Origin of the sequence: Conexibacter sp. W3-3-2 (assembly GCF_009707605.1) — a bacterium.
GTDB lineage: Bacteria > Actinomycetota > Thermoleophilia > Solirubrobacterales > Solirubrobacteraceae > Paraconexibacter > Paraconexibacter algicola.
On record NZ_WLYW01000004.1, the window covers coordinates 82,049 to 95,105 of the forward strand.

At 72.8% G+C, this 13,057-nt stretch carries 15 protein-coding genes; 11 read left to right on the forward strand and 4 right to left on the reverse strand.

Annotated features, from left to right (window positions below; translation table 11 throughout):
* Window positions 1-264: 264 nt before the first annotated feature.
* The 10 genes from GKE82_RS26180 to GKE82_RS26225 all read left to right on the forward strand — a co-directional run bounded on the left by GKE82_RS26180 (window position 265) and on the right by GKE82_RS26225 (window position 10,808).
* Window positions 265-456, forward strand: coding sequence for a hypothetical protein (locus GKE82_RS26180; protein WP_154735750.1), 192 nt, complete (start codon window positions 265-267; stop codon window positions 454-456).
* Window positions 456-1,277 (forward strand): conjugal transfer protein, encoded by an 822-nt coding sequence (locus GKE82_RS26185; protein WP_154735835.1) that lies wholly within the window; start codon window positions 456-458, stop codon window positions 1,275-1,277. Before GKE82_RS26180 ends, GKE82_RS26185 begins: the two co-directional genes overlap by 1 nt.
* A gap of 40 nt (window positions 1,278-1,317) precedes the next feature.
* Window positions 1,318-1,794 (forward strand): hypothetical protein, encoded by a 477-nt coding sequence (locus GKE82_RS26190; protein WP_154735753.1) that lies wholly within the window; start codon window positions 1,318-1,320, stop codon window positions 1,792-1,794.
* 96 nt (window positions 1,795-1,890) lie between these two features.
* Complete coding sequence (locus tag GKE82_RS26195) at window positions 1,891-2,379, forward strand: hypothetical protein (RefSeq protein ID WP_196189484.1); 489 nt, start codon at window positions 1,891-1,893, stop codon at window positions 2,377-2,379.
* Between the two features lie 54 nt (window positions 2,380-2,433).
* On the forward strand, window positions 2,434-3,792 hold the full coding sequence (locus tag GKE82_RS26200) for a hypothetical protein (RefSeq protein ID WP_154735837.1): 1,359 nt from the start codon (window positions 2,434-2,436) through the stop codon (window positions 3,790-3,792).
* A complete protein-coding gene (locus GKE82_RS26205; protein ID WP_154735838.1) occupies window positions 3,738-4,856 on the forward strand; it encodes an ATP-binding protein in 1,119 nt (372 codons plus the stop codon). The genes GKE82_RS26200 and GKE82_RS26205 overlap by 55 nt, the downstream gene beginning before the upstream one ends.
* Before the next feature lie 1,238 nt (window positions 4,857-6,094).
* Window positions 6,095-7,447 (forward strand): hypothetical protein, encoded by a 1,353-nt coding sequence (locus GKE82_RS26210; protein ID WP_154735839.1) that lies wholly within the window; start codon window positions 6,095-6,097, stop codon window positions 7,445-7,447.
* Between the two features lie 303 nt (window positions 7,448-7,750).
* A complete protein-coding gene (locus GKE82_RS29500) occupies window positions 7,751-8,623 on the forward strand; it encodes a lytic murein transglycosylase (protein WP_154735840.1) in 873 nt (290 codons plus the stop codon).
* Between the two features lie 17 nt (window positions 8,624-8,640).
* Window positions 8,641-9,030 (forward strand): hypothetical protein, encoded by a 390-nt coding sequence (locus GKE82_RS26220; protein WP_154735759.1) that lies wholly within the window; start codon window positions 8,641-8,643, stop codon window positions 9,028-9,030.
* Window positions 9,027-10,808: a type IV secretory system conjugative DNA transfer family protein gene (locus GKE82_RS26225; RefSeq protein WP_154735760.1), complete on the forward strand. Its 1,782-nt coding sequence runs from the start codon at window positions 9,027-9,029 to the stop codon at window positions 10,806-10,808. The genes GKE82_RS26220 and GKE82_RS26225 overlap by 4 nt, the downstream gene beginning before the upstream one ends.
* 23 nt (window positions 10,809-10,831) lie before the next feature.
* On the opposite strand, the gene GKE82_RS26230 is transcribed toward GKE82_RS26225, so the two are convergent.
* From GKE82_RS26230 to GKE82_RS26240, 3 genes are all read right to left on the reverse strand, one after another.
* Entirely contained in the window at window positions 10,832-11,077 is a 246-nt protein-coding gene (locus GKE82_RS26230) for a hypothetical protein (RefSeq protein ID WP_154735761.1), read from the reverse strand.
* Window positions 11,078-11,154: 77 nt separating this feature from the next.
* Entirely contained in the window at window positions 11,155-11,418 is a 264-nt protein-coding gene (locus GKE82_RS26235; RefSeq protein ID WP_154735762.1) for a hypothetical protein, read from the reverse strand.
* Between the two features lie 68 nt (window positions 11,419-11,486).
* Entirely contained in the window at window positions 11,487-11,759 is a 273-nt protein-coding gene (locus GKE82_RS26240) for a hypothetical protein (protein ID WP_154735763.1), read from the reverse strand.
* A gap of 294 nt (window positions 11,760-12,053) precedes the next feature.
* Here GKE82_RS26240 and GKE82_RS26245 point away from each other — a divergent pair, with 294 nt between their 5' ends.
* A complete protein-coding gene (locus GKE82_RS26245; protein ID WP_196189476.1) occupies window positions 12,054-12,464 on the forward strand; it encodes a hypothetical protein in 411 nt (136 codons plus the stop codon).
* Here the strand turns inward: GKE82_RS26245 and GKE82_RS26250 are convergent.
* Window positions 12,385-12,879 carry an RNA polymerase sigma factor gene (locus GKE82_RS26250; protein ID WP_154735765.1) on the reverse strand — a complete coding sequence of 165 codons (495 nt, stop codon included), beginning with the start codon at window positions 12,877-12,879 and terminating at the stop codon, window positions 12,385-12,387. The two genes, GKE82_RS26245 and GKE82_RS26250, sit on opposite strands and share 80 nt — an antisense overlap.
* Window positions 12,880-13,057: the final 178 nt, after the last annotated feature.

Below are 13,057 nucleotides of genomic sequence, written 5' to 3' on the forward strand. Positions count from 1 at the left end.
GACGGCGACCCCGGCGCCGGTGACGCGGACGGTGACGGTGACGGCGGCGCCGCGTCCTCGGAAACGGCCGACGTCGCCGCGGCCTGCGGCAAAGAAGCGGGTCCGGGCGAAGCGGCCGGTGGCGGTGCGTCGCGCGGTGGTGCCTGCACCGGCGCGGCCTGCGGTCGGCGCGCCGGCGGTGCCGGTGTATCGGGCGCCGGCGTACCGGGCCCCGTCGTCGGGCTCGGGCGCGGATGCGGCGTTTGGGGTGAGGACGCCGTGAGCGTGGGCGAGCTGAACGAGGCTGTCGCTCGGTTCCGCGCCCGGACGGCGGAGCCGGCTGCGGTGCGGGTGGCGCGGCCGGCCGTGGGGGTGGACCGCCCGCGGCCGCCGTTTGCGGTTCGTCGCGTCGCCGAGGTGGCGGCCGCGGTCGCGCTGGTCGTGCTCGTGGCGCTGAGGGTCGTGGGGGGCGTGTGATGAAGCGTCGGGTGTCGGTGCGCCGGTTGCGGTGGCGGGAGTCGTACAACCGGGTGCTGCTGAGCGTGGTCCTGGTCGCGCTCGGAGGATTTGGGGTGTGGCGGGCGGTGGATCCGCCGCGGGCGGTCGTCGTCGAGCGTCCGGTCGGCCGTCTGGCTGATCCGACGTCGGCGGCTCTGGCGGAGCGGTTCACGGACGCGTTCCTGGGCTACGACGCCGCGGCGCCCCAGCCGCGGGAGGACACGCTGCGGGCGATCACGGGGGATGGCCCGGTCGGGGCCGCGTCGATGAGCGTCCCGGCGGACGGTCGCCGGCGGGTGCGGGGCACGCGGATCGTGCAGGACCTCGAGACGTCGCTTGGTCGGCGGTACGTCGTGGAGGCTGACACGGACACCGACGGCCCGATGTACCTCGCGGTCACCGTGCGCCGGACCGAGGACGGTCCGCGGATCGTCGGGTATCCGGCGATCGTCGGGGCCCCCTCGTCCGGTGAGGCGGTCGATCTGGCCGACCGGGGCGATGAGGCGCCGGATGAGGTGCGCGCGATCAGCGAGCGCGCGTTGAGGAACTTCCTGGCGGGCGATGGCGGGAACTTGCGCGCGGATCTCGCGCCGAGTGCCCGGGTCAGCTTGCCGTCGGTCGCGTTGCGACTGGACCGCGTGCTGTCGGTGCGGTGGAGCGAGCGTGGCCGGGCGGTGATGGCGACGGTGGTCGCCTCCGACCGGCACGGGGCGTCGTTGACGCTCGGCTACGAGCTCGGGGTGGAGCAGCGAGGTCGCTGGTTCGTCGCGGGCATTCACAACGACCCCGCGGCCGGCTAGGCGCGCGGGACAGGAGGTACAGACGATGTTCAGTTCAGGGATGCCGCGGGAGGTGGCGCGGCTGCTGGCGATGGTGGTCGTGCTCGTCTTCGCGGCGAGTGCGGCCGCCCCGGTGGTCGCGTCGGCTCAGCAGAGCTCCGGCGGGATGGTGACCGGGTCGGGCTGGGGCGGGGAGACCGGTCGGGCCGCCGGCGACAAGCCGGTCGGCGTGGGTGCGTCGGGCGGGTTCGGTGACATCGCCAAGAACACCAACGGGACCGTGAAGACGGTCGCGACGGTGCTGGTGGGGATCGGGCTGATCGTGGCGATCGGGGTGGCGTGGGCGCAGACCAGCGTGAAGACGCTGGGGTTCGCGGTGCTCATGGCGATCCTCGCCTCGATGGCGATCAGCGGCAAGCTCTACAACGCCGCGGAGGACACCGGCAAGGACCTCGGCGGGACCGGCACCACCGGCTCCGTGCACGTCCCGAAGCCGGCCGACCTGTCGGCCGCGCTGGCTGCGGGGCGGGTGGCGTAGGTGTCGGTCGACGCGGAGCCCGGGGTTCGGGTGCAGGTCGTCAACTTCGACAGGTTGTGGGGCGCGGATCCGCGCTGGTACCGGCTCGGCGACGACGTGTCGCTGGGCCGCCGCGGCGTGTCGCAGACGATGGTCCTGTACCTGGTCGCCGGGCTCGCGTCGGCCTGGTTCCTGCGTCAGGTGCCGCCGGCCAGCTGGCTCGTGGGCGAGATCTCGTGGTGGCTGTGGATGCCCGCCGTCGTCGGATCGTTCACCGCGGCTGCCGCGGTGAAGCCCAACGGATTGCGGATGCACGAGTTCCTCCCGGCGATCTTGGGCGCGGCGGTCTCGCCGCGCTGTCACTTGGGCTGGGAGCCGGCGGCGGAGCTTGAGGGCACGTGGACCGCTGAGGATCTGCCGCTGCTGGGCGACGGAAGCCCCGGCGGCGAGGAGATCCGCTATCGCGGCCCGGGCCGCGTGCGGATCGCTGGGGAGGTGACGCGCACCGGCGACGAGCTCGTGGTGCGCGCGGGTGGTCAGGGCGGCCAGACGGTCGTCGTGGATGCGGGCCAGACCGTGCGGATCACGGTCGATCGAGGGGAGTGAGGCAGGGTGCAGCCGCTGACGTGGGTGTCGGGCAATGTCGTCTACGCGAGAGGCATGGACGACCCGTGGGCGGTCTTCCGGCTGCCGACGCGCAACTACGCGCTGCGGAAGGTCACCGACCGGCTGGGCCTGGTCGAGCAGATCGCCTCGCTGACCCGCGACGTCGAGGCGGACCTGCAGCTGCTGCGGGTCGCGCGCTGGTGGGACGGCGAGCGCTACGAGGATCTCGACGAGGCCGCCGAGCGCGGCGCGACGGACCCCGAGCTGCGCGCCGCCCGGGCCGCGTACCGGGCCGAGCAGGCCGCGTCGCTGTCCGGGGCGTTCGCGCCGTCCGAGGCGTTCGTGGCGATCTCCCTGACGCCGGCGCGACGGGCGCGCGGCGAGGTCGCCGCGGAGCTCCTCGAGGATCCGCGCTCCGGTCTTGACCGGTGGCGCTCGAAGCTTTCCAAGGTCTCGCTGGCTTCGGGCCGAGATCTCGCCGAGGTCGAGCGCGATCACGAGCTGGCCGACGAGCTGTTCGACCGCGTGCGCGGCGCCGTGAGCGGCGCACGGCCGGCGGATCTCGCCGAGGTCGAGTGGCTGGTCCGTCGCGCGTCGACGCGCGGGCTCGGGGAGCCGGTCGTCGACGGCCTGCACCACCCGCGCGCCGTGCTCGCCCAGCGGGGCGGACGCTCGCGCCTGACACCGTGCTCGGCGGACCTGCTCGCGTGGGCCGGGCACATCACCCGCTACCGCGATGCGGTCCACGTGGTCGGCGAGCTGGGCAACTCCTGGCAGACCACGTTGGTCGCCGAGACACTCCCGGTCGACGACCTCGCCCCCTCCGTGGCGCTCGAGGTCATGTGGCGGCCGTGCGACCGCCTGCCGTTCCCCGTCGACGTCACCCTCTCCACGCAGTACATCTCGCCGGCCCGGGCCCAGGCGCAGGTGCGAGCGGAGATGGCGAAGGCCGACGAGGCCGCGGACGAGGAGCACCTCGCCGCCCGCGGCGTCAGCGACGCGACCCACGACCGCACGCAGGTCGCGCGTGACGCGGAGAGCTACCTCGGCACCGGCGAGCCGCTCTTCGCCGGCGTGCTGCAGATCACGGTCGCCGCGGAGTCGCGGGAGGAGCTGCGCCGGCGGGTGCGGGAAGCGAAGACGGCGTGGTCGGCGCACGGGATGCGGCTGCGGGTCCCGATCGCGCAGCAGCTGCAGGGCTGGTTCGCGAGCCTGCCCGGCCAGCGCCCGTGGGTGCGCGGGTTCACCCGGCGGATGAGCGCCGAGCAGATCGGCGCATTCGCACCGACCGCCACCCGCCGCCCGGCGCCGGGGACGGCTGGGTCTGGGGCCACACCCGCAACGCCTCGGCGACCGTCGTGCGATGGAACCCCGCCGACGGCTCGAAGCTCAACCGGGCCGCGGGGATCTTGATGGTCGGCGACTCCGGCGCCGGCAAGACCACCGCCGGCGGCAAGCTCGCGATGGAAGCCGCCCTGGACGAGGCGATCGTCTTCGACTCCACGGGCAAACAGGACGACCACCACTGGCAATCCGACCCCGCTCTCGGCGACCGCGTCGACGTCGTCACGCTCGGCGCCGACCGCCATCTGCGCGGCCTGCTGGACCCGTGGCGCAACGCGCCGCCGGAGCTCCGCTCGGACGCCGCCACCGACTTCCTCACCGCACTGCTCCCACGGCTCGCGCCGGCCGTCTGGGAGACCGAGCTGCAGCAGGCCGTCGCCGCCGTGCGCGAGCACGAGGCACGCCCGACCAACTCGCACGTCCTTCGCGCCCTGCGCGCCCGCGGGGGAGACGAGGCGATCGCTCTGGTCGAGCACCTCGAGACCTACGCGACCAACGGCCTCGCGCAGCTCGGGTTCGCACCCTTGGACGGGTCGGTCCGGGCGATCGGGGATCGGCAGATCACCTGCATGGTCACCGAGAACCTCCCCGTCCCGGCGCGCGGGGTGTCGCGCTCGGAGTACGAGCCGCTGGAGCGGCAGGGCGCAGCGTTGACGAAGCTCATCGCGCTGTTGGGGATGGGCGTGATGAGCAGGTTCCCCGACCGCCAGAAGTTCATGTGCTTCGACGAAGCCCGGCTGCTCCTCGACGATCCGGCCGGGCGGCGGATGATCGACAGCGCGCAGCGCCTGGGCCGCTCCAAGCAGGTCGTCCCCGTGATCGCCACGCAGTACGCCGCCGACGTCGGCCTCGAGCGCGGCTCGGTCGGCGCGCTGTTCGGAGCGGTGTGGGCGTTCCGCGCGGTCGACGAGGCTGACGCTCGTCAGCAGTGCGAGCTCCTGGGGATCGACCCGGAGCCCGACACACTGCAGACTCAGGTCGGCCTCGACGACGGCCAGGCCACCGTGCGCGATCACCGCGGGCAGATCGAGACGATCCAAGTCACGCTCCCGGCCAGCTTTCGGCGGCGTGTGGAGACCAACCCGCTCAAGCGCGCCGCGCAGCGTCAGGCGGTAGCCACCGATGCGCGCTGACCGGTGGATCGTGCTGGTGGCCGTGGCGATCGCCACGGCCCTGACCTTGGCCGGACCGGTGGGCGCGCAGGAGCGACGTCCGGCGACCGATCCCCCTTCGCCCGTGAGCACGCCGACGCCGGCGACCACCGGGATCGGTGGAACGTCGGCGAGCGGGACGGTCGGGACGGGCGCCCCGGCGGGGATCGGGGTCGGTGGCTCGAGCAGCCTGCAATCGGGGGTCGTGCGCGGCGCACGCGGGGACGATCTGCTGTCCGGGAACGGGTTGAAGTCGCCGTGGTGCAAGGTCCCGATGGGCCGCGAGGCGGCGGCCAACTGCGCGGTCGGCGGGCAGGCGTCGACGATGGCCGTCGGCAACCGCTGGTCGTGGGACATCCACGTCGACACCAAGTCCTGGACCGGCGCGCCGCGGCCCGGCGACACCTTCATCGCGATGCTGCTGGAGCTGCTGCGGTTCGGCTGGGGCCTCATGGTCCTCATCACCCGCGGCTGCTTCTGGCTGGTCGAGTTCGCCCTGGGGTTCCAGCCGCTGGATGGCTCCGGCAAGACCGGGCTGGCCCGTGAGCTCTCCCGGGGCGCGGACACGATCACCCGGCCGCTGGCGTTGCTGCTGGCCCCGATCGGGGCGGTGTGGCTGATGTGGACTGCGCTGCAGCGCCAGCGGCAGGGCGAGGCGCTACAGCAGCTGGCGCTCATGGCCGTCTTGGGCGCGGTCGGTCTCGCGGTCATGCACAACCCGGTCGCGACGATCAACGGCGTCGCGACCTCTGGCCAGCAGCTCGGCCTCGCCGTCATCGGTGCCGCATCCGGCAACGGCTCCAACGGGGAACGGGCCGCGCAGAGGGGCCTGGGGTCGATGGGGCGCAGCGTGATCGACCAGCCGCTGGCGCTCCTGCAGTTCGGCGACGTCGACTTCGGCACCAACCCTGACCGCCTCTCACCCGAGCTGCGCGCGGCCGCGGTGAAGCGGGCGGCCGGCGAGAACAACCCGGAGCGGGTCAAGGCCGTCGCCGCGGCGCGCACGAACCTGGAGCTGTTCACGGCGTGGCCGATGAACGCCGGCGCGCGGAACTCGATCAACGACGAGGACAGCCTGCTGCGCGTGATGTGCGGCGCCGAGGACACCGAGAAGTGCGAAGGCCCGATGGCCGAGTACGCCCGCTTTCGCACCGAGTCCGGGGCGTGGGACCGGATGACCGGCCTGGTGCTGGTCTTGATCCCGATGGTCCCCCCTGTGGGTGATCCTCGCGGTCACCGCGGTGCTGATGATGGCGGCGCAGATCATGGTCGTCGTCCGCACTGTGCAGTTGCTGTTCGTCGTGGCGCTCAGCACCGCCGGGAAGGCCGGGACCGAGCGCGTGGTCTCCTACGCCGGCGAGCTGCTCGGCGACCTGCTGGCCGCGTTCAAGCACGCGGCCTTCCTCGCGCTGGTGCTGGTGATCTGGCGACTGTTCTCCGCGGAGGTCGGCACCGGCGCGATCGGCCAGTGGCTGGTACTGGCGATCGTCCTGGTCGTCCTGGTCATCAAGCGCGAGTCCCTGTGGGGGTTCGCCAGCAACGGCCGCCAGCGCGACGCCGGCGCCGCGATCGCCACCCGCCTCGCCGCGGGCATGGCGGTCCGATCCGCTGCGCGCGCGGTGATGAACCGTCGCGACCCGCGCATGCAGCACGCCCGGCTGATGCAGAAGCAGGCCAAGGCCCGGACCCGCAATGCGGACGGCTCCGGGACAGTGCCGGGGCAGCGGGCGCTCGGCGCCGCGCTGGCCGGTCCGATGGGCCCGCACCTGCGCGCCCCGGGCGCACACGAGCATCGCACCGCCGAGGATGCGCGCACGCCGCCGGTCGGCGCTGCTGGCGCCCCCGCGCCGGTGGCCGCGGCGCTCGGCGTTCCGGGCACGTCGCCGAAGGCGGCCGGAAACGCGGGCGTCGAGGTTCCGGCGGGCTCGGATGCGCTGGGGCAGGCCCGGGCGGACCGGGCGCGGCGGGTCCGGTCGACGCTCGACGAGCGCGACGCGCTGCTCGAGCGCAAGACGCTCGACGGCGAGCAGGAGCAGCAGGCTCGCACGCAGCTCGCTCGCCGCCGCGGCGAGCTGGCGCGCGTCAGGGATCTCCGCGGGGCCGAGCGCGACCCGCGCAAGCGGCAGGCACTGCGCAAGCGCGAGGTCAGCTTGCAGCGCCGCGCCGCGGCCTCGCAGGCACGCCTGGCGCGATCCGATCGGGCCCGGGACTTGGCGAAGGAGCCGCTGGCGGTCCGTCGCGAGAAGGCGAACACGTGGCTCCGCGCGCAGGCCAAGCTCAAGCCCGGGGCCGCCCCGCACGGGGCGGCACGTCGGCGTGAGTACCGCAACTACCCGCAGCTCGCCGGGCTCGCGGGGAGCAGTGCCCGGCAGTACCGCGACGGGTCCTCCGCGCAGCAGCTCGCCACCCGGGCGAAGGTCGACCGGGAGCTTCGCCGCCACCAGGCCGACGGCAAGGTGATGGCCAAGGACCGCGCCCGGGCCGCCAAGTCCGCCGCTCCCGTTGGGGGCGGGGAGAAGCAGGTGCCGTATCGCAAGGACGCGGGGCGTCACGAGCAGCGCAGGCAGGGATGATCCCGTTCCGACTCATCGCCGCTGCGGTGGCGATCGCCGCGCTGATCCTGCTCGGCTCGTTCATGGCCCTGTTCGGCGTGGCGGTCCCGTCGGCGACCGCGTGCACACCGGCGGGCATGTCACCCGTCCTGGCCGCCGCCGCGGCCGCAAGGCGTCGACCCCGGAGCGGTCGAAGGGCAGCGGGCGACGTTCCGCACGCTGCAGTCCGGCGGGGCGGTTGGCGATATCCCGCCGACCTACGCGGCGCTCTACCAGCAGGCCGCGGCGAAGTACAGGCTGGGGGAGTGGGCGACCTTGGCGGCGGTGGGGTCGATCGAGACCGACCACGGCCGCAGCCCGCTCCCCGGGGTTCGGTCCGGCACCAACAGCGCGGGCGCCGCCGGGCCCATGCAGTTCATCGCCTCCACGTGGGCGGCGTACGGCGTGGACGGCAACGGCGACGGCCGCCGCAACATCTACGACCCGCAGGACGCGATCCCGGGAGCGGCGAACTACCTGAGCGCCTCCGGCGCGCCGGGGAGCTGGCAGAGGGCGCTGTTCGCCTACAACCACGCGCAGTGGTACGTCGACGAGGTCCTCGCCCGCGCCCGCGAGTACCGGGAGCTCGGCGCCGGAGCGGTCGCCGGCGCCGACCCGAGCATGCAGCTGACCAGCTGCGCCGCATCGGAAGACGTGGCGGCCGGGGGCAGCTCGGAGGTCGGGGCGCGGATCGTCGAGATCGCGCGCGGCGAGCTCGGCGAGCTTGAGCGGCCGATCGGCTCCAACTGCACGAAGTACAACGCCCCCGGCTGCTACGCGTGGTGCTCGGCGTTCACGACCTGGGTCTGGCAGAGGGCCGGCGTCCGCGTCCCGATCATCCCGTGCTCCGGGAACGTGCTCGGCTGGGCGGCCGCCAACGGCGGCCGCCGTCTCGGACCGGACGCGACGCCGGCACCTGGTGACGCGATCGTCTACGGCACCGGGCCGACGTGCCCGGCCAGCGTGCACATCGGCCTCGTCGAGCAGGTGTTCCCCGACGGGCGGATCGCTACGATCGAGGGCAACGGCAGCGACAGCGCCGTCTCCCGCAAGGCCCCGTTCTTCCCCGCTCAGGCGCAGGCCTCCGGCCGGCCCGGGCCCGTGTACGGCTACGCCCGCCCACCCGGCTCGAGCACCACGACGGAGGACCGCACATGACCCGACGAACGCTCACCGTGGCCGCGGCGATCGCCGCGGCCTTCGCAGGTTGCGCAGACGACGACGCTGAGCGCCAGCCGGTGATCGAGGCGGCACCGGTGATTCGGCAGGCGCCGAGCCCGGCCGGCCAGGACCAGTACACGCCTGAGCAGGCGCGCAAGGAGCGCCGCGCGCAGGAGGCGATGCCGGCGCTGCAGGACCTCCCGTTCACGGGCGGTGGTGTGCGGGTCGAGCTCGTCGACGTCGCGCCGGACGGTCGGCTGGTCGTGAAGGTCACGGCCGCCTCGGAGCGGCAGGCGCGGCGTGGGTACCGCCGTTGGCTTGCGCGTTCCGGGGATTCCGGGGCGCGCTTCGTGCCGCTCTATCGCTGGACCGCAGCTCAACGATCAACGAAGGGACGACGATGAGACGACAGGACGACGAGACCGCGCTTGTGACCGGGGTGCTGGTGATCGCCGCCGCGTTGGCGGTCGCGGTCGCCGCGGCGTACGTGATGTGCGCCGGGCCCGCGTGGGTCGCGACCGGCCAGCTGCCCGCGGTGTGGCCGACGCTTGAGGGCGCGGTCCGTCTCCCTGGCGAGCTCGCGGATCCGGCCCGGGCGTTCGCCCCCGAGGTCGCCGGGCTGATGCCCGGCCCGGCGGGGTGGTGGGCGGTGTTCGCGCTGATGACCGTCGGCACCGCCGCAGTCGTTCTGCGGGTGTGGTTGAGCGTGGACGGGTTGCGCGGCCGCGCTCGGATCGGCCTGCGCTCGTACGACCCGCGCGGTTGGGTACGGACGCGATCGTGGGCGCGGCCGCGGGATCTCGCGCACCTCCGTACCGGCGACGGGGATTCGTGGACGATGGTCCGGCTGGATCGTCGGCTGATCGGCACGCAGGCCGAGACGCATGTGCTGACGGTCGCCCCTACCGGCGCCGGCAAGACGTCCGGTCCGGTGGTGACGTGGTTGCTGGAGCACGACGGTCCCGCGATCGTGACGAGCAGCAAGACCGACGTGCTGAAGCTCACGCTCGGCGCCCGCCTCGCCCGCGGACCCGTCTGGGTCTACGCGCCCTTGGTGCCGCCGGACGCACTCTCGGTGAGGGGCGCGGGGTGGACGCCGCTTGCTGGGTGTGAGGAGTGGGAGTACGCGAAGCTCATGGGCCGCTGGCTGGCCGCAGCGGAGGGCGAGTCGGAGAGCCAGTCCGACGGCGCGCGGTTCTACCGCCACGCTGCGGCGACGCTGATCGGCCCGCTGCTGCACGCCGCGGCGCTCGAGGCACGGCCGATGGCCGACGTCCTGATGTGGATCCAGACGCGATCCACCGAACCGGTCGACTTGCTCCGTGGCCGCGGGGCGGTGGCGGCGGCGCGGACGGTGCAGGAGACGTGGAACCTCGACGACCGCGCGCGGTCGCTGACCACGCTCACCGCGCTGCAGCTGCTCGACGGGTTCACCTATCCGACGGTGCAGCGCCTGGACCGTCCGGACATCGATCCCGCGAAGCTGATCGCTGGCCGCGGGACGCTGTACATGATCGCCCCGGAGTCGCTGCAGGAGATCACCCGCCCGCTGTTCGCGGGGCTGCTCGCCGCGGTGTTCCGCGAGTGCGAGCTGCACGCCAACCGCAACGGTCCGCTGGACCCGACGCTGCGCGTGGTGCTCGACGAGACGCGGCGGCTGGCGGCGATCGAGGACCTCCCCGGGCTGCTGTCGGTGTGCCGCTCGTGGGGCGTGCGGGTGGCGACGGTGTGGCAGGGGCTTGGGCAGATCGAGCAGCGCTACGGCAAGGCCTCAGACGAGGTCCTGGGGAACTCGTTGGCCAAGCTCGTCATGGGCCCGTTGCAGGACGAGCAGACCCGCGACTACCTGGTCGACCTCCTCGACGAGGAGCGTCATGTGGAGACCAGCTACGACGTGTCGGGCCCGCTCGGGCGGACGGCTCGGCAGCAGTACGACCGCGAGCGCGACAAGGCCCGGGCGCAGACGCTCCAGCAGCTCGGCCGCGGCGAGGCGATCTACCTGCACGGCCGCGACCTGCCGGCCAAGGGCAAGGTGCAGCCCTACTGGGAACGCCCAGACCTCACAGCAGTCATGCAGGCCGGGGACACCTACCTGGCCGAACGCCGGGCGCGAGCCGCAGATCAGACCGCCACCCGGAGGATTGCGGCCACCGGTGCGGTCACCGAAGGGGAGAGGACCTGATGGGCGTCGTCCCTCGTTGGTGGCTACCAGTGGATGAGAAGCACCGTGAGAAAGCCGGCCGCGAACATCCCGGCAAAGACGGTCAAGGCCGATCGCGCACGCTGCGCTGCCCCGCGCTTTGCCCGTCGTAGCGCGACAAGCGCTACGACTAGGCCGCCGATAGCGAGCCAGGCTTGGACCCAGGCGACCACCTGGAGAAGGTCGTCGCGCTCGGACTGGATGCCGGCGATGAGCGCGGCGCTCGGGACCCAGAGCAGCGCCAGAAGCACTGCGGCGACACTCGCAACCGAGACGCTCGCGCTTGATTTGTCCGTGGTCACTGCTGGCGGTCGCAGGACGATTTCGACTAGGGGTTCAGCCGTCGACGCAACGCGGCGGCGATTGCTATCCCGATTCCGAGAAGAATGACGGTGAAGATGGCGTTCAGCGGAGCTGCGCTGTCGGCGTCGGGGGCGATGTCGGGCACGGCTCGCATCACCAGATAGCCGACGAAGCCACCCAAGGTGACGGCAGCCGTCGCGTCCGCAGTAGTCGTCCGGCACGTCACGTACGCGACTCCGATCACCGATAGCGAGAGGACGAGCGAGAACTGCAGCCAGGTTTCGGCCATGCCGCCAGCGACGACGAAGACGCTGGAGAATGCGGCGGTGGCCGCCGCTAGACGGTAAGCAGTTCGGTTCACTGGCCTGCACAGCCTCCTTCCTCGCGCGGGTGCAGCGAGATCCTCGCGATGTATCCGCTGTTGTCGAAGCCCTGGTACGGCCCATCGGCACCCGGGTGGTAGATGTAGCGCCGATAGGAGCACTGCCGCTTGAGCGCGGCGACCGATTGGCTGCGGACGGCGTCCCAGTCTCGGTCGGGCTGGTGGTTGAAAGGCTTGATTCCGCCGCCTTCGTCGTCGGCGGTGGCCGGGTTGTCCTTCGGGAAGAAGACGAGCTTCTCGTGATGCATGCCGGCGATCATGAACTGGTCTCGCCGACCGTGAGAGGCACGTTCTGCCAGTGTGGCTTGTCTTGGCCCAGGGCTAACGAACGTGTCACCAGGCGCCATTTTGACGATCTCCGCGGCTGCGTCGCGATGGTTGCTGAGGAATCGGCTGGCGGCTGGCCGCTTACCGCAGCGACCAACGCCGGCACGGAAAGCGCTCAGCTGCAGGAGTTTTCGAGCGAAATGGCACTTCCTGACACGTTCGTTAGTACTGGGCCGAGGGGGGAGAGAACCAGGTCGTCCAGCCCTAGAAGGGGTATGGACACCTTGATCTCTTGGAGGGGCCGCGTGCGCGCGGTCGTCATCGGTGACGCGGTCAGGCTAACCGCCGAGCACCGCGATCTCGGCGCGGAGGACCCGGACACGCTCTGGGTCCTCGCGCTGGTCGCGCAGGCCCAGGCGTGGCCGCCCGACGCATTGTGGGACCAGGAGCTGGCCGCGCGAGCCGCGCGCACCACGCTCGCGCCGCCGGCCGACGTCGTCGCTGCGTGGTCGCGCGCGGAGGACCTGCGATCGCTGGCGGCTGCGCTCGGGGTGCCCTGGGAGGTCGCCCTGGCGCGGCTGCTGGACCGTGACGTGAGCGTCGCCTTCAGCGCGGCCGGGACGCCCGGGCTCGCGCGCGGCCCTCGACGGAGAGACGCTCGACGGCGCGCGCGCTGTCGCCGGTGATCTCCTGGATCTCACGGTAGCTGTGCCCGGTGGCCAGCAGGCCCAGGACCGTGCGCTGACGCTCGGTCAGCGACGCGGCCATCGCCGCGAGCTCCTCGCGCGCCACGGCCTTCTCGTGCGCGCTGGGCTCGCCGTTGTCGATGATCACGTCACCGATCGGAGCGTCGCGATCGCTGCGGGCGTGCGCGTCCAGGACGCGCCGGCGAGCGGTGATCGACAGCCAGCCGTACAGACGCGGGTGGCAGGTGAGGTCGACGTGCTCGCGCGTCAGCGCCAGCAGCCACGTGTCGGCAAGGGCCTCCTCGATCAGCGCCTCCGAGGCCCACGGCATCTGGCCGCGGACCTGGCGGTGCAGGCGGTCGGCGATCGCCTTGTAGGCGGCGGTGAACTGCTCGTTGCGGGTGACGGGCTTCATGGCTTCTCCTGACTCCCGCGCCTCGAGTGGCGCCGGGGTGGTCGTTGATGAAGCCGCCGGTAGCGGGACCGCACGCGAACGCACCCGCCACGATCAGCGCAGCGGGCCGGACCCGTAAGGGCCGGCGATCGTGGCGGGGCGGATTGCGCGCGGCCCCGCTAGGCATCAGGCAAAGCAA